Here is a 14,809-nt window from a genome sequence, read left to right on the forward strand (position 1 = left end):
GCCCCTGCGCGCCGCGATATTTCGAGCTGACGTCGCCGGCGACGTCAGCTCGAAATATCGCGGCGCGCAGGGGCTCGATCCGGAATTCATCAAGAAGCTGGAGAAGCAGTTCGGCTTCGACAAGCCGCCGCTCGAACGCTTCGGCATGATGCTGTGGAACTATTCCCGCTTCGATTTCGGCGACAGCTATTTCCGCGACATTTCCGTGCTCGACCTGATCCTGGAAAAAATGCCGGTGTCGATCTCGATCGGGCTGTGGATCACGCTTCTGTCCTACCTGATCTCGATCCCGCTCGGCATCCGCAAGGCGGTCAAGGATGGCACCCCCTTCGACGTCTGGACCAGCGGCGTCGTGATCGTCGGCTATGCCATCCCTGGCTTCCTGTTCGGCATCATGCTGATGGTGCTGTTTGCCGGCGGATCCTTCTGGGACTGGTTTCCCTTGCGCGGCCTGACATCGGACAATTGGGATCAATTGTCCTGGTGGGGCAAGATCGTCGACTATTTCTGGCACATGACCTTGCCGCTGACCGCCCTGGTGCTGTCGGCCTTCGCCACCACGACGCTGCTGACCAAGAACTCGTTCCTCGAAGAAATTCGCAAGCAGTATGTGGTTACGGCGCGGGCCAAGGGCCTGTCGGAACGGCAGGTGCTCTATGGCCACGTCTTCCGCAATGCCATGCTGATCGTCATCGCCGGATTTCCCGGCGCCTTCATCTCGGCCTTCTTCACCGGCTCGCTGCTGATCGAGAACATCTTTTCCCTCGATGGCCTCGGCCTGCTCGGCTTCCGGTCGGTGGTCGAGCGCGACTATCCCGTCGTGTTCGCCAATCTCTATATCTTCTCGCTTCTGGGGCTGTTCGTCGGGCTGCTGTCCGACCTGCTCTACACCTGGGTCGATCCGCGCATCGATTTCGAGCGGAGAGACGTCTGATGTCGGAGGCTACTGCCACCGCGGAGGCTGCACCCGCGCGGATCAAGCGGCCGTTTCTGTCGCCGCTCAACAAGCGCCGCCTGCAGAACTTCAAAGCCAACCGGCGCGGCTTCTGGTCGTTGTGGATCTTCCTCGTCCTGTTCGTGCTGTCGCTGTTTGCCGAATTCATCGCCAACGACAAACCGATCATCGCTTCCTACAAGGGCGAGATCCTGTTTCCGGTACTGGTCGCCTATCCCGAGGAAAAATTCGGCGGCTTCTATGCCGTCACCGACTATCGCGATCCGGTCATCCAGGACGAGATCAACGCCAATGGCTGGATGATCTGGCCGCCGGTGCGCTACTCCTATCAGACCGTCAACAACGCTATTCCGGAAGCAGCTCCGGCCAAGCCGTCCTGGCAGTATGACGCCAAGACGCGCTGCAACCAGTATCCGCAGGGTGCGGCCGACCCGGCCTGCATCGTCGGCAACTGGAACTGGCTCGGCACCGACGACCAGGCACGCGACGTGCTGGCGCGCGTCATCTACGGCTTCCGCATTTCGGTGCTGTTTGGCCTGATCCTGACCGCCGGCTCGGCCCTGATCGGCGTCGCGGCCGGCGCCGTGCAAGGCTATTTCGGCGGTTGGACCGATCTGCTGTTCCAGCGTTTCATCGAAATCTGGTCGGCGATCCCAGTGCTCTATCTGCTGCTCATCGTCGCTGCCATCCTGCCGCCAGGCTTCTTCATCCTGCTCGGCCTGATGCTGTTGTTCTCCTGGGTGGCGCTGGTCGGCGTGGTGCGGGCCGAGTTCCTGCGCGCCCGCAATTTCGAATATGTCAACGCGGCCCGCGCGCTCGGCGTGCCCAACCGCACCATCATGTTCCGGCACCTGTTGCCCAACGCCATGGTAGCGACCTTGACCTTCCTGCCGTTCCTGCTCTCAGGCTCGATCTCGACGCTGACCTCGCTCGACTATCTCGGCTTCGGCCTGCCGCCCGGCTCCGCCTCGCTCGGCGAACTGCTGAAGCAGGCGCAGCGCAACCTCAACGCGCCGTGGCTCGGCATTTCCGGCTTCATCGTCATCTCGCTGATGCTGTCGCTGCTGGTCTTCGTCGGCGAGGCAACGCGCGACGCCTTCGATCCGCGCAAGACGTTCCGATGAGCGAAGCGCCCCTGCTCAGCGTACAGGACCTCAGCGTCGCCTTCGGCCAGGGCGGCGGCCAGTCGCTGGCTGTGGACCACATCTCGTTCGACATCGCCAAGGGCGAGACGGTGGCGCTGGTCGGCGAATCCGGCTCCGGAAAATCAGTCTCGGCGCTGTCGGTGCTGAAGCTGCTGCCCTACCCCAGCGCCAGCCACCCCTCGGGAAAGATCCTGTTCCAGGGCGCCGACCTGCTTGCGATGAGCGAGAAGCAGTTGCGGCAGGTGCGCGGCAACAAGATCACCATGATCTTCCAGGAGCCGATGACGTCGCTCAATCCGCTGCACACGATCGAGCATCAAATCGTCGAGATCCTGAAGCTGCATCAAGGCATGGCCGACCGACCGGCCAAGGAGCGCACGCTGGCCTTGCTCAACGAGGTCGGCATCCGCGATCCGCACAAGCGCCTCGATGCCTATCCGCACCAGCTGTCAGGCGGCCAGCGCCAGCGCGTGATGATCGCCATGGCGCTGGCCAACGAGCCTGAACTTTTGATCGCCGACGAACCGACGACGGCGCTCGACGTCACCGTGCAGGCCCAGATCCTCGAACTGCTGGCCGGCTTGAAGAGCCGCAAGGGCATGTCGATGCTGTTCATCACCCATGATCTCGGCATCGTGCGCAAGATTGCCGACCGGGTCTGCGTGATGACCAAGGGCAAGATCGTCGAGACAGGCCCGACCAAGGAGATCTTCGCCAATCCGCAGCATGCCTACACAAGGCATCTGCTGGCGGCCGAGCCGAAGGGCAGACCGCCGGCCGCCAATGCCGCGGCCAAGCCTGTGATGACCGGCAAGGACATAAAGGTCTGGTTCCCGATCAAACAGGGTTTCTTCCGCCGCACCGTCGACAATGTGAAGGCGGTCGACGGCATCGATGTCACGGTGCGCGCCGGCCAGACGCTGGGCGTGGTCGGCGAATCCGGCTCCGGCAAGACGACGCTCGGCCTGGCGCTGGCGCGCATGATCTCCTCGAGCGGGACCATCCAGTTCAACGGCCGCGACATCAACCAGCTGTCCTTCAACGCCATGCGACCGCTCAGGCGCGAATTGCAGATCGTCTTCCAGGATCCGTTCGGCTCGCTCAGCCCGCGCATGTCGATCGCCGAGATCATCGAGGAAGGCCTGAAGATCCACGAGCCCAAGTTGTCGCCCGACCAGCGCGACGACAAGGTGGCGGCCGTGCTGAAGGAAGTCGGCCTCGATCCGGCGACACGCAACCGCTACCCGCACGAGTTCTCCGGCGGCCAGCGCCAGCGCGTCGCCATTGCACGCGCCATGGTGCTCAACCCGCGCTTCGTCATGCTGGACGAGCCGACATCGGCGCTCGACATGAGCGTGCAGGCGCAGGTCGTCGACCTCCTGCGCAGCCTGCAGGCCAAGCACGACCTCGCTTATCTTTTCATCAGCCATGACCTGAAAGTCATCCGCGCGCTGGCCAACGACGTCATCGTCATGCGCAATGGCAGGATCGTCGAAGCCGGCCCTTCCCAGCAGATTTTTGAAAATCCGCAAACCGACTATACTCGGGCTCTGATCTCAGCCGCCTTCAAGATAGAAACGGCGCCGGTCGGCATCGTCAGCGAGTGATTTGCGTAAAGAGGACGAGAAGATCGCAATGGAAAAAGGCCGCATCCTGCTTGCCGTCACCGGCTTTCATCCGCAGCGCTGGCGCGAACTCCTGTCGGCCGAACGCGAGGTGGTGCTGGAGCCGGACGGCGCCAGCGACCCCTCGATCACCTATGCCGTGGTGTGGAAGCAGAAGCCGAACATCCTGGCGTCACTGCCCAATCTGCGCGCCATCTTCTCGATCGGCGCCGGTGTCGACCATATCTTCGCCGATCCCGGCCTGCCCGATGTGCCGATCGTCAAGGTCGTCGCCGACAACCTCACCCAGTACATGACCGAATATGTCGTCTGGCGGGTGCTCGACCATCACCGCCAGGGCCTGCTCTACCGGTCGCAGCAGCCGAAAAAGATCTGGCACGAGCCGCAGCAAAGGCCGGCCGGTGACATTTCGGTCGGCATCATGGGTCTCGGCAGTCTCGGCCGCGCCGCGGCCTCGGTGCTGCTGTCGCTCGGCTTTGCCGTCAATGGCTGGTCGCGCAGCGACAAGGCCATGCAAGGCGTCGCGACCTATTCCGGCGAGGCCGGGCTGATTCCCTTCCTCAAGGCCACCGACATCCTGGTGGTGCTTTTGCCGCTGACGCCGGACACCAAGGGCATCATCAACTACGGCGTGCTGAAGGAATTGAGGAAACGCAACGGCCTCGGCGGCTCGGTGCTGATCAATGCCGGGCGCGGCCGCCTGCAAAAGGACGCCGACATTTTGCGGGCGCTGGATGACGGCACACTGAAGGAGGCAAGCCTCGACGTGTTCGAGGTCGAACCGCTGCCGAAGACCAGCCCGCTGTGGGGGCATCCAAAAGTGTTCGTGACGCCGCACGCGGCGGCGACCTCCGACCCTGTCCATTTGGCGCCAATCATGCTGCGCCAGATGGACGCCTTCGAGCGCGGCGAAAAGCTCGACAATCTGGTGGACCGCAAAGCCGGATATTAACCAGGCAGAGCGAGCTTCTTCTGCTTGTCCGGATGGCCGCAGTCGCGGCGATCAATCGACCGGTTCATGGCATCGATCTCGCCGCTCGCCTTGTCGGTGTCGCGCTTGGCCTTGGAGCGCATGTCCGGCGTGAACGGGCCGAAGCCCATGGCCGGATTGGAGAAGGTCGGCTTGGCCTTCGCCGAAAGGTTGTATTGCTGCGCCAAGCCGTTGCGCTGCGCCAGCAACTGGTCGCACGGCACGCTGTCATACTGCAGGGAAGACTGGATGTTGGCGTCCTGCCGTTCGGCCATCGAGGTGCCGCCGACGCAGCCGGCGGTCAGCAGGCAAGATGCCAAGATCATCATGTTCCAGCGCATCGACTATGCTCCTCCTGATATCCCGCCCTGATGCGACCAGTCGCGCATGCAAATCGGACTTTTTCGCAGCACGGATGTCCGCAAGGCCACAAGAGACTGCAGCCTCAAGCCGCCGGCAGCCTGCCTGCCACAACGACCAGCCCGTTGACGGGTTCCCGCCGGTCCTGCCGGATCACGGTTGTTTCCAGCGACAGGACCGAAAATCCGTTGGCAGCCAGGACGTCGCGCACATAGTGTTGCGCATGCGCGTAGCGGCGCGATGGCTGCAGGACAAAATCGCCACTGCCGGCCAGCTTCTCGACGGAAAAGGCGAACAGGCCATCCCTTGCCAGCAAGCCGGCAATCGTCTTCACAACGCCGTCCAGCGCGCCGACATAGATGAAGACATCGGCCACCGTCACCAGATCGGCTTTCGGGCCGGCATAGGAAAAATCCCGCAGATCAGCCTTATCAAGGAAATCATAAACGCTCTTGGCCCGCGCCTGCTTCAGCATCCTGGCCGAAATGTCATACCCCTCCAGCCGATCGGCGATTGGCCGCAGCCTCTGCCCCATCAGGCCGGTGCCGCAGCCGAGGTCCAGCGCCAGCGCGAAGCGCCCCGGCCTTGCCGTTCGAATGGCCTGATCGAGCAACTCAGGCAGCCGGTAGCCCAGTCTGTCGACCAGTGATTCATCGAAGCTCTCGGCATAATGGTCGAACAGGGTCTCGACGAAGGCGCTGGGCAGCGCATCGAGCGCCGGCGCCTTGCCGATCAATTGCAGGTTCAGTGCAGCGCCTTGATGATCCGATGGATCGAGTTGCAGCGACATCGTCCAGGCCTGCGCAGCCAGATCCGGCGCGCCCGCCGCCTGCTGTATCTCGCCGAGGCGAAACCAGCCCATCGCCCATTGCGGTGTCATCCCCAGCGCACCGAGCAGCAATTCCGCCGCTGCCGCATGATCGCCGTCCGCATGCAGCATCTCGGCATAGTCGGCACGGCGATCGGCGTTCAAGTCGCCGGACGAGGCCTGAAGCGGTTTCATGGCGATGGGTCCTGCCGGCGGATCGAGCCGGCGGTGCTGTATGCGGGAGTCAGCAGTGACTTACAACAGGCTTCCCGCAGCGGAATTATATCCTATCTTGGGGCCATGCGCGCCAGCGACCTGCTTCATCCCCGGCCCGAAGGCCTTTATTGCCCGCCGGGCGATTTCTTCATCGACCCGGTGCGGCCGGTCGACCGCGCGCTGATCACGCATGGCCATTCCGACCATGCGCGCTCCGGCCACCGCTCGGTGCTGGCGACGCAACAGACGCTCGACATCATGGGTCTGCGCTATGGCGAGGATTTCGCGGGAACAACGCAAGCAGCCCGGCTCGGCGAAACGATTGCGCTCAACGGTGTCTGCGTCAGCTTCCATCCCGCCGGCCATGTGCTGGGCTCGGCGCAGATATCCGTCGAACATCAGGGCACGCGCATCGTCGCTTCCGGCGACTACAAGCGGCAGAGGGACGCGACCTGCGCGCCATTCGAGCCGATCCGGTGCGATGTGTTTATTACCGAAGCGACCTTTGGCCTGCCGGTGTTTCGCCATCCCCCCGACACGCAAGAGATCGCCCGGCTGCTCAAATCGGCGGCGCAGTTTCCCGAACGCTCGCATCTGGTCGGCGCCTATGCGCTGGGGAAGGCGCAGCGGGTGATGCGGCTGTTGCGCGACGCCGGCTACGACAGGCCGCTCTACATCCATGGCGCGCTGGCCAAACTCAGCGAGTACTACCAGAGTCAGGGCATCGACCTGGGCGCGCTCCAACCGGCAACGGTGGAAGGTGGCAAGGAAGACTTCGCGGGCGCCATCGTCGTCGGTCCGCCATCGGCCTTCGCCGACCGCTGGGCGCGGCGCTTTCCCGATCCGATCTCGTGCTTCGCGTCGGGCTGGATGCGCATTCGCCAGCGTGCCAAGCAGGGCGGCGTCGAACTGCCGCTGATCATCTCGGACCATGCCGACTGGGACGAGCTGACCGCCACCATCAAGGAGACCGGAGCCGAGGAGATCTGGGTGACGCATGGCCGCGAGGAAGCGCTGGTGCGCTGGTGCGAACTCGAAGGCATCGCGGCGCGACCGCTGCATCTGGTTGGCTACGAGGACGAGGGCGATTGATGGTATGAACCGCTTCGCCGAACTTCTCGACCGTCTGGTGCTGACGCCGTCGCGCAACGGCAAGCTGACCTTGCTGACCGACTATTTCCGCAGCGTCGAGGATCCCGACCGCGGGCTGGCGCTGGCCGCCATCACCGGCGATCTCAACATCGCCGCGGTTAAGCCGGCGATGCTGCGCACGCTGGTCACCGAGCGCATGGATCCGGTGCTGTTCCGCTATTCCTACGACTATGTCGGCGATTTGGCCGAGACAGTCTCGCTGGTCTGGCCGCAAACGCCCGGAAACATCCCGAACCGCGAGCCGACGCTTGGCGAGGTCGTCGCAAAACTGCAGGCGGCAAGCCGTTCCGACGGACCCAAGGTGCTGGCAGGGCTGCTCGACAGCGCCGGCATCTCGGCGCGCTTTGCCATCATCAAGCTGGTCACCGGCGGCCTGCGCATCGGCGTGTCGGCGCGGCTGGCCAAACAGGCGCTGGCGGATTTCGGCACCGTCGATGTCACCGAGATCGAGGAGCTCTGGCACGGGCTGTCGCCGCCCTACACGACACTGTTCGCGTGGCTGGAAGGCAAGGCCGAAAAGCCCAGGAACACGGCGATGGCGTTGTTTCGCCCGGTGATGCTGTCGAACCCGGTCGGCGACGGCGATCTCGAAAAGCTCGATCCGGCGGATTATGCCGCCGAATGGAAATGGGATGGCATCCGCGTCCAGGCGGTGGCCGAAGGCGGCATCCGCCGGCTTTATTCGCGCACCGGCGACGATGTCTCCGGCGCCTTTCCGGACCTCGCCAACGCCATGCATTTTTCCGCGACGCTGGACGGCGAATTGCTGGTCGGCGATCCCCGGGAGGCAACGGGAACCTTCTCGGACCTGCAGCAGCGGCTGAACCGCAAGACGGTGACGCCGAAGATGCAGCTGCAGTACCCGGCCTTCATGCGCTGCTACGATCTGCTACAGATCGGCGACGAGGATTTGCGCGCGCTGCCGTTTCGCGAGCGGCGTGGCCGCCTCGAAAGCTTCGCCGGGACGCTCGACCCGAGCCGCTTCGATCTGTCACCGTTCGTCGAATTCACAGACTGGCAGGCGCTGGAGGAACTGCGCCGGGCACCGCCGCACCCGATCATAGAAGGCGTGATGCTGAAGCGCTGGGACTCACCCTATGTCGCCGGCAGGCCGAAAGGCCCGTGGTTCAAGTGGAAACGCGATCCGCACACGGTGGACGCGGTGCTGATGTATGCGCAACGCGGCCATGGCAAGCGCTCCAGCTTCTATTCGGACTACACGTTCGGCGTCTGGTCCGGTGCCGAAGGCGAAGAGGAGCTGGTGCCGGTCGGCAAGGCCTATTTCGGCTTCACCGACGAGGAGCTGAAGCAGATCGACAAATATGTCCGCGACAACACGATCGAGCGATTCGGGCCGGTGCGCTCGGTACGGGCCGACCGCGACAACGGCCTGGTGCTGGAAGTCGCCTTCGAAGGCCTCAACCGCTCGACCCGGCACAAATCCGGCGTCGCCATGCGCTTTCCCCGCATTTCACGGTTGCGCTGGGACAAGCCGGCCAATGAGGCAGACCGCATCGAGACGCTGCAGGCGCTGCTCGACCGCTAGAGCTGTCTTACGGCTCGACCGAAACCCGGATCTCGTAGATGTCCGCGGCCTTGCCCTGCTTGTCGAAGTCGGAATTGATGGCAATCGTACCGGCCGAGCCCGGACGCTTTTCGGGAAACTGTACGTCGAACAGATATTCGTTCTGCTGCTGGCCGACAGCGTAGCGCTTGCGGCCGCAGTCACCCAGTTCGCCGAAATTGCAGTCGACGGAAATCTGCGTCTCCTTGCCTTCTTCGGAGCGGGCGATGATGTCGAAGACGGCATGTTTGCCGGCGAGCTTCTCCAGCACGCCCTGCCCGACATCGAAGCTGATCGCCGAACCGGAGGCGCCGGAACGGATGCGCAGGAACGAACCGGTATCGTCCTTAATCACCTCGGCCTTGGCGTCCGACGGCGCGCTGACATGCGACGCATCGGCCGGCGAAAACACGTTGATCCAGTCGCGCGCCTGGTCCGCGTCACCAGGCTTTGCCGGGCCGCCGTCGGCCGGTGCGAAATCGTCGTCGTCGACGGTCGGCGGCGCTTCGGGCGGGGCGGTATCAAGCTGCGCCTGTGTCTTGAACACGCCGGTCTGCACGGCGAAAAACAGGCCAATGCCAATAGCGGCAAGCAGCGTTATGGTCAGGAAGATGGCGGTCAGCGGCAGGCGACGCCCTCTTATGCGCCGTTCATCGCGATCGGGTGCCACTTCCGTGGCCGCGCCGGCCGACGCCGGAGCGGACATGTCGATGGCCGGAGCGTCGGGAAGAGTAGCGTCCGGCATGATGTCGGGAACGACGGGCAGCACGCGCGAGCGCGGCGCATCGGAAGCGGATTGCACGGGCCCATCGACGACGACAGCGGGGGACGGTGTCTGTTGGCCGGTTTCGACCGCAGGCGCCGAGTCTGCACCAAGCTCGACCGCCGGTGCATCGCCTTGCGGGCCGACATCCGGCACCGCCGGCAGAAACTCGGATTCGATTTCGGTGATTTTCGCCTGGATCGCCTTGCGGCGCTTGATGGCTACTTCCACGGTCACGCCGGGATTGGCCTGGAGCGCGCGATCAAGCGCGGCAAAAGCCGCGCGATAGACCCTCTCGCGGAACGCGCGGTCCTCGGCGCTGCCTTTCTCCAAGGCGTTCCGGATCGCTTTTTCGATCGCGTCCAAGCGGGTCCCTCTGTCCATTCGCCAACCTTGCCGTGATCGTTAGCCGCAGGCGACCAATCAATCAACGGGCGAGCGGCGCATTCTGCCTTGGAGAGGTGTCCAAAGTCCATGCCGGCGCTGTTCCGGCAACAAAATCAGCATGTTTCATCGGTTTTCACGCGTAGGGAGGTGCGCGCCGTGCTGAACATGACTTAACAACCGGTTGGCAAACAACGCGGCGGCGGGCTTTCGACAGCGGCATGACATCCTCGCATGAATTGCCAAGTCCCATCTTGAATTCGCGGCCGGTTGCGTCTATCACCCCCGCATCTTGGAGGCCTTGGCCTCCCGGGCCGCTTTAGCTCAGTTGGTAGAGCACCGCATTCGTAATGCGGGGGTCGCGTGTTCGAGTCACGCAAGCGGCACCACTTCTCCCAAAAGAACAGGCAATAGCGCCCTCACTGGGCTAAGCCTCTTGCGTCCGGGGCCAAGCCTCTTGTGCCCGACCTCTCACTTCTTTGTCGATTGTCGCCGCTGAATGCTTGCCGGACAGGATCCCCTGATGGTCCGATAGTATCCTGGAAAGGTGGAGGCCTCGCCTCGGGATCGAACCGAGGCTTCAGAGATTTGCAGTCTCCAGCGTAGCCGCTCCGCCACGAGGCCATCGCTGTCCAAGTAGCCGCCAAATATTTACGGAAAGGTTAAGACCGAACAGATAGATCGGACCGCCGCAACGCGTTCGGCTGGCGCTCGGGAGATGCTCTGCTGGTGCAAAGGATTGCGACGCCGGCGAAGCACATCTGCCATTGTCGAGACCCCACTTTGATGTGAAACTGGTGGCCTCAGCATGGGAGGTCAAAAATGCCCAACAATTTCAAGACCGGAGACGTCGTCAAGCTGAAATCCGGAGGCCCCAGGATGACGGTCAGCGATGGTGCGGCCTCGGGCATGTATATGTGCCACTGGTTCAATCGCGAGGGCGAGGTGTGGACCCCGCAACATGCCGGGTTCAAGCCTGAACAACTGGTTGCGGCCGACCAATCAGACTAGAGCCTGTTCCATCCCGATGGAATCGGGATGGGCTCTATTTGTTTTTTCGACCACGAACGGATCAGCACGCGCGACCGACGGATTTTTCGGGTCGCGGCGTTTAACGGTTGAAGCGTGACGGCGGCACAGGTCGTCTGCAACGCACCAACCCGGAGACGCAAAGCATGATCAGCCGTTCGATAATCGTCGTTACCTTGAGTTTGCAAGCCGTTGCGGCTTTCGCCCAGACAACGACACCGCCCCCTGCACCGCCGACCGCCTCGCCAGGCGCCTCGGGGGTCAAATCCGACATCACGCTGGCCAAATTCCAGAAGCGGCGCGAGAAGGCAATCATGGCGGCCGACACGGACGGCGACGGCAAGATCAGCCTGCTGGAGTGGACGGCCTTTCAGGCGAAACGCAACGGCAAGGGCGACCCCGCCAAATCCTTCGCGCGGATCGATTCCAACCATGACGGCTTCATCGACCGCGCCGAGCTCGATGCATTCTTCGCCAAGCGCTTTGCCCGGCTGGACAAGAATGCCGACGGCGTTCTGACGGCCGACGAACTGCCAAGCCACAAAACCGCTCCCAAGCAGGAGCAATGACCAAGAGGCAATGACGCGCGATGAACATCGGGAGTGCGCCGACTGATGGCTGCGGATCCGGACGAGGAGCTGGTTCGCCGTGTCGGCGCCGGCGATCCGGCTGCCGTGCAAGCCTTGGTCGCGCGCAAGCTGCCGCGCATCCTGGCGCTTGCCGTGCGCATGCTCGGCGATGCGGCGGAGGCCGAGGATGTCGCCCAGGAAACCTTTGTCCGGATCTGGCGTCATGCCTCGGGCTGGCGGTACGGCAATGCGCGCTTCGACACCTGGGTCCACCGGGTGACGCTGAACCTGTGCTACGACCGGCTGCGCCGACGCCGCGAATGGGTGACCGACGAGGTGCCGGACGTGGCCGATCCTGCGCCGCTTCCCGATGCTCATCCCGGGGAGGAAGATCATCGGGTCAAACAGGCGCTGCAAGGCATCGCGCCGCGCCAGCGGGAGGCGATCATCCTGGTCTACTATCAGGAGATGTCCAACATCGAGGCGGCAGCGACCTTGCAGATCGGCGTCGATGCCCTGGAGAGCCTGCTTGCACGCGGCCGCCGCTCGCTGCAGACGATCCTGACCAGGGATGGCGCCGATGAGTGAGAACCGGATCAGCACCAAGGCGCAACAGCCATCGCGCCTTGCAGGCGCTGCCTGGCGCTCGATTCCTGTCAGCCCCATGCCGCGCGAGCACGCGGCGCCAATGGGCAAGGGAAAGACACATGGCTGAAGGGTCCAGGTACGAACCGGCAATGGATGCCAAGCGCTTTGCCGCCCTGGCTGCGGCCTATGGCGGTGACTTGCGGCGATGGCCCGAGGCTGAACGGATGGCCGGCAATATCTTTGCTGCAAGCGAAGCGGGCGAGGCCATTTTGAAGCATGCCGGGACACTCGACGCGCGGCTTGACAGCTACCGCGTCGACGCCCCCGGCAAGGCCCTGCACGGCAGCATCCAGCAGGCCGCCGGCCGGCACCTCATCCAGCGCCGGCGTCAGCGGTTCTGGTGGCTGGGGCTGGGACTTGCCGGCATTGGTCTGGCCGGCGCCGTGGCAGGACTGGCCCTGGTGACCGTCGTCACACCCGAGGTCCAGCCGGACCACTATGTGCTGGATGCCAATGTGACGGCGTTTGGCGATACCGGCCCCGACCGCGACACGATCGAGGAAGACCTATGACCATGAGCCGCAACCTTGTCATCGCGTCGGTGGTGCTCAACGTTTTCCTGGCCGGAGCGCTTGCCGGCGGAGCCGTCTGGATAAGAAGCGGCAAAAACCAGGGCTATTCACTGGAGGCGGCCGGTGGCCGGCTTCCCGAACAGGATCGCACGGTCTTCCGCAAGGCGTTGCGCGATGTTCGCCGAGAATCCCGTCAGGTCATTCTCGACGGCCAGCAAGCCAGGCGTGAAGCAGCCGACCTGCTGCAACAGCCGGTTCTGGACACGACGGCGCTGTCGGCGGCACTGGAGCGGGCCCGCAATGCCGATGTCACCGTGCGCACGCGGCTGGAGCAGCGCATTGTGGAGTTCGCGGCGGCAAGTTCCGCTGAGGGGCGCGGCGTGCTGGCGCAAGGGCTGATGAAACGCAGCGGGGCCGCCGCGCCAAAAAAATTGCCATGATGACCGACGGAAAACGCTGACGGTGCCGTTTAACGAAGCGAAGGGCAGGCCTGCCAGATCCGTGTGGTGCGGCAGGCTTTCAACCTCGGAAACATTCGGAGCATCGTCATGAACCATCTGGCAAAATACGCGATCACCGCCGCTCTTGCCGTTACTGGAACGGTTGCGACCGCCGCAGCATCCCTGGCGATGCCATTGGCGCCACTCGCCGCACCGGCGCTGGTCGAGCATGTCGCCTGGGGCTGTGGACCGGGCTGGCATCCCAATCATTGGGGACGCTGCGTGCCCAACCGTGTGGTCGTCTATCCTCGTTACCACCGTTGGCATGGCCCGGCCTTCTATGTCGGGCATCCGCACCATCGCTGGCATCGTTGGCACCGCTGGTAGGACATAAGGGGGTCGGCCGCTCCACCACGTGCCGGCCCCCTCGATCCCCATTGAACCAGGTACAAAACGGCTCGGACGGGCTCCTGCGCCAGGCACAGGAGGCCCAAGCGATGGAGAGCTGACTTGGCTATCCCGGCTTTCAATTCCCCTGATCCGGCCCTCGTCGCGTTCAACCGCTTCGGGCTTGGAGCACGGCCTGGCGACCGCGACAGCATAGCCGGCGATCCGCGCGGTTATCTCAAGGCGGAGTTGCGGCAAGCCGACATCGCCATGATCTCGCCTGATGACCCGGCCTATGCCAACCTGCAAGGCAGTACGCCTGCCATCCAGGCCAGCATGGCGGCAAATTTCCAGCGCAAGCTCGAGCGTGAGCGCATGGCCGCGGTGGCGCAGCCGGGGGCGGCGAGCGCCCAGGCCGTGCCAGCACAACCCGTGCCGGCCGGCAAACCCACCGTACCGCCGGTCGAGGTGGTGTTGTTCCGGGCGGAAGCGCAGGCGCGCTTCGACAAGGCTGTTCGGGTCAAGGCCGGCTTCGTCGAACGCCTCGTCTGCTTCTGGTCGAACCATTTCTGTGTCTCGGTGGCAAAGGACACCGTCGTTCGCGCCAGCGCCGGTGCCTTCGAGCGGGAAGCCATCCGCCCTTTCGTGCTCGGCCGCTTCGCCGATATGCTGCTGGCGGTAGAGCATCATCCGGCGATGCTGTTCTATCTCGACAACCAGCAATCGATCGGCCCGGAGTCGCGCGCGGGCAAGAACCGCAAGCGTGGCCTCAATGAAAACCTCGCCCGGGAAATCCTGGAATTGCACACGCTCGGCGTCGGCAGTGGCTATACCCAGGCCGATGTCACCAGCTTCGCGCGCATCCTCACCGGCTGGACGATGGCCGGGCGCGATGGACGGCTGGGCGAGCCCGGCAATTTTGTCTTCAACGCAAATGCACATGAGCCGGGCGACGCAGTGCTGCTCGGCAAGACCTATCCCGCGTGTGGCATGGGACAGGCCGAGGCCGCGCTCAACGATATCGCCCGCCATCCGGCAACAGCCCTGCACATCGCCACCAAACTGGCTCGCCATTTCATCGCCGACACGGCCCCGGCGGCTACAGTTGCGCGCCTCGCCAAGGTCTTCGCCAAGACCGACGGCAATCTGCGGGCGCTGGCGGTCGCCCTCATCGACATGCCGGAGGCGTGGTCGACGCCACTGATGAAGATACGCTCGCCCTTCGGATGGCGGCGATATAGTCGAAGGGCGGCCGGTCCCGGCTCGGCGAACGATCCCGGCC

General features: G+C 63.9%; 16 protein-coding genes and 2 tRNA genes. 14 read left to right on the forward strand and 4 right to left on the reverse strand.

Going from position 1 to position 14,809, the window contains the following annotated elements:
- The 4 genes from EN993_RS19375 to EN993_RS19390 all read left to right on the forward strand — a co-directional run.
- A partial coding sequence (locus EN993_RS19375; RefSeq protein ID WP_164757721.1) for a microcin C ABC transporter permease YejB occupies positions 1–934 on the forward strand: 934 nt, incomplete at its 5' end.
- Complete coding sequence (locus EN993_RS19380; protein ID WP_109666273.1) at positions 934–2,079, forward strand: ABC transporter permease; 1,146 nt, start codon at positions 934–936, stop codon at positions 2,077–2,079. The genes EN993_RS19375 and EN993_RS19380, both read left to right, overlap by 1 nt.
- Complete coding sequence (locus EN993_RS19385) at positions 2,076–3,707, forward strand: ABC transporter ATP-binding protein (protein WP_127264551.1); 1,632 nt, start codon at positions 2,076–2,078, stop codon at positions 3,705–3,707. The genes EN993_RS19380 and EN993_RS19385 overlap by 4 nt, the downstream gene beginning before the upstream one ends.
- A 28-nt stretch (positions 3,708–3,735) precedes the next feature.
- A complete protein-coding gene (locus EN993_RS19390; RefSeq protein WP_127264552.1) occupies positions 3,736–4,677 on the forward strand; it encodes a glyoxylate/hydroxypyruvate reductase A in 942 nt (313 codons plus the stop codon).
- Here the strand turns inward: EN993_RS19390 and EN993_RS19395 are convergent.
- Positions 4,674–5,036, reverse strand: a complete 363-nt coding sequence (locus EN993_RS19395; RefSeq protein WP_109666264.1) for a hypothetical protein — start codon at positions 5,034–5,036, stop codon at positions 4,674–4,676. The two genes, EN993_RS19390 and EN993_RS19395, sit on opposite strands and share 4 nt — an antisense overlap.
- Before the next feature lie 104 nt (positions 5,037–5,140).
- Positions 5,141–6,058: a methyltransferase domain-containing protein gene (locus tag EN993_RS19400; protein ID WP_109666261.1), complete on the reverse strand. Its 918-nt coding sequence runs from the start codon at positions 6,056–6,058 to the stop codon at positions 5,141–5,143.
- A gap of 105 nt (positions 6,059–6,163) precedes the next feature.
- On the opposite strand from EN993_RS19400, the gene EN993_RS19405 reads away from it, so the two are divergent.
- Complete coding sequence (locus EN993_RS19405) at positions 6,164–7,171, forward strand: ligase-associated DNA damage response exonuclease (RefSeq protein ID WP_127264553.1); 1,008 nt, start codon at positions 6,164–6,166, stop codon at positions 7,169–7,171.
- 4 nt (positions 7,172–7,175) lie between these two features.
- The gene (locus EN993_RS19410; protein WP_127264554.1) at positions 7,176–8,777 is read left to right on the forward strand and encodes a cisplatin damage response ATP-dependent DNA ligase; all 1,602 of its coding nucleotides are present in this window, start codon (positions 7,176–7,178) and stop codon (positions 8,775–8,777) included.
- A gap of 7 nt (positions 8,778–8,784) precedes the next feature.
- On the opposite strand, the gene EN993_RS19415 is transcribed toward EN993_RS19410, so the two are convergent.
- The gene (locus EN993_RS19415) at positions 8,785–9,924 is read right to left on the reverse strand and encodes a hypothetical protein (RefSeq protein WP_127264555.1); all 1,140 of its coding nucleotides are present in this window, start codon (positions 9,922–9,924) and stop codon (positions 8,785–8,787) included.
- A 331-nt stretch (positions 9,925–10,255) separates the two neighbouring features.
- Here EN993_RS19415 and EN993_RS19420 point away from each other — a divergent pair.
- Positions 10,256–10,331, forward strand: a tRNA-Thr gene (locus tag EN993_RS19420).
- A 159-nt stretch (positions 10,332–10,490) separates the two neighbouring features.
- Here the strand turns inward: EN993_RS19420 and EN993_RS19425 are convergent.
- A tRNA-Cys gene (locus tag EN993_RS19425) sits at positions 10,491–10,566 on the reverse strand.
- Between the two features lie 198 nt (positions 10,567–10,764).
- On the opposite strand from EN993_RS19425, the gene EN993_RS19430 reads away from it, so the two are divergent.
- The 7 genes from EN993_RS19430 to EN993_RS19460 form a co-directional block, all read left to right on the forward strand.
- Entirely contained in the window at positions 10,765–10,953 is a 189-nt protein-coding gene (locus tag EN993_RS19430) for a DUF2158 domain-containing protein (protein ID WP_109666250.1), read from the forward strand.
- Between the two features lie 164 nt (positions 10,954–11,117).
- Entirely contained in the window at positions 11,118–11,540 is a 423-nt protein-coding gene (locus tag EN993_RS19435; protein ID WP_127264556.1) for an acid-shock protein, read from the forward strand.
- Between the two features lie 45 nt (positions 11,541–11,585).
- Entirely contained in the window at positions 11,586–12,128 is a 543-nt protein-coding gene (locus EN993_RS19440; RefSeq protein ID WP_127264557.1) for an RNA polymerase sigma factor, read from the forward strand.
- 149 nt (positions 12,129–12,277) lie between these two features.
- Positions 12,278–12,700 (forward strand): hypothetical protein, encoded by a 423-nt coding sequence (locus EN993_RS19445; RefSeq protein WP_245468913.1) that lies wholly within the window; start codon positions 12,278–12,280, stop codon positions 12,698–12,700.
- On the forward strand, positions 12,697–13,140 hold the full coding sequence (locus EN993_RS19450) for a periplasmic heavy metal sensor (RefSeq protein WP_127264559.1): 444 nt from the start codon (positions 12,697–12,699) through the stop codon (positions 13,138–13,140). The genes EN993_RS19445 and EN993_RS19450 overlap by 4 nt, the downstream gene beginning before the upstream one ends.
- A 108-nt stretch (positions 13,141–13,248) precedes the next feature.
- Complete coding sequence (locus tag EN993_RS19455; RefSeq protein WP_127264560.1) at positions 13,249–13,527, forward strand: hypothetical protein; 279 nt, start codon at positions 13,249–13,251, stop codon at positions 13,525–13,527.
- 123 nt (positions 13,528–13,650) lie between these two features.
- A partial coding sequence (locus EN993_RS19460) for a DUF1800 family protein (protein ID WP_127264561.1) occupies positions 13,651–14,809 on the forward strand: 1,159 nt, incomplete at its 3' end.

The organism is Mesorhizobium sp. M7D.F.Ca.US.004.01.2.1, from assembly GCF_003997785.1.
Lineage (GTDB): Bacteria > Pseudomonadota > Alphaproteobacteria > Rhizobiales > Rhizobiaceae > Mesorhizobium > Mesorhizobium loti.

Bases quoted from the DNA above. Each gene is read 5' to 3' on its own strand.
- EN993_RS19380 (WP_109666273.1), top strand. From the start codon at position 934: ATGTCGGAGGCTACTGCCACCGCGGAGGCTGCACCCGCGCGGATCAAG.
- EN993_RS19385 (WP_127264551.1), top strand. From the start codon at position 2,076: ATGAGCGAAGCGCCCCTGCTCAGCGTACAGGACCTCAGCGTCGCCTTC.
- EN993_RS19390 (WP_127264552.1), top strand. From the start codon at position 3,736: ATGGAAAAAGGCCGCATCCTGCTTGCCGTCACCGGCTTTCATCCGCAG.
- EN993_RS19395 (WP_109666264.1), bottom strand. From the start codon at position 5,036: ATGCGCTGGAACATGATGATCTTGGCATCTTGCCTGCTGACCGCCGGC.
- EN993_RS19400 (WP_109666261.1), bottom strand. From the start codon at position 6,058: ATGAAACCGCTTCAGGCCTCGTCCGGCGACTTGAACGCCGATCGCCGT.
- EN993_RS19405 (WP_127264553.1), top strand. From the start codon at position 6,164: ATGCGCGCCAGCGACCTGCTTCATCCCCGGCCCGAAGGCCTTTATTGC.
- EN993_RS19410 (WP_127264554.1), top strand. From the start codon at position 7,176: ATGAACCGCTTCGCCGAACTTCTCGACCGTCTGGTGCTGACGCCGTCG.
- EN993_RS19430 (WP_109666250.1), top strand. From the start codon at position 10,765: ATGCCCAACAATTTCAAGACCGGAGACGTCGTCAAGCTGAAATCCGGA.
- EN993_RS19435 (WP_127264556.1), top strand. From the start codon at position 11,118: ATGATCAGCCGTTCGATAATCGTCGTTACCTTGAGTTTGCAAGCCGTT.
- EN993_RS19440 (WP_127264557.1), top strand. From the start codon at position 11,586: ATGGCTGCGGATCCGGACGAGGAGCTGGTTCGCCGTGTCGGCGCCGGC.
- EN993_RS19445 (WP_245468913.1), top strand. From the start codon at position 12,278: ATGGATGCCAAGCGCTTTGCCGCCCTGGCTGCGGCCTATGGCGGTGAC.
- EN993_RS19450 (WP_127264559.1), top strand. From the start codon at position 12,697: ATGACCATGAGCCGCAACCTTGTCATCGCGTCGGTGGTGCTCAACGTT.
- EN993_RS19455 (WP_127264560.1), top strand. From the start codon at position 13,249: ATGAACCATCTGGCAAAATACGCGATCACCGCCGCTCTTGCCGTTACT.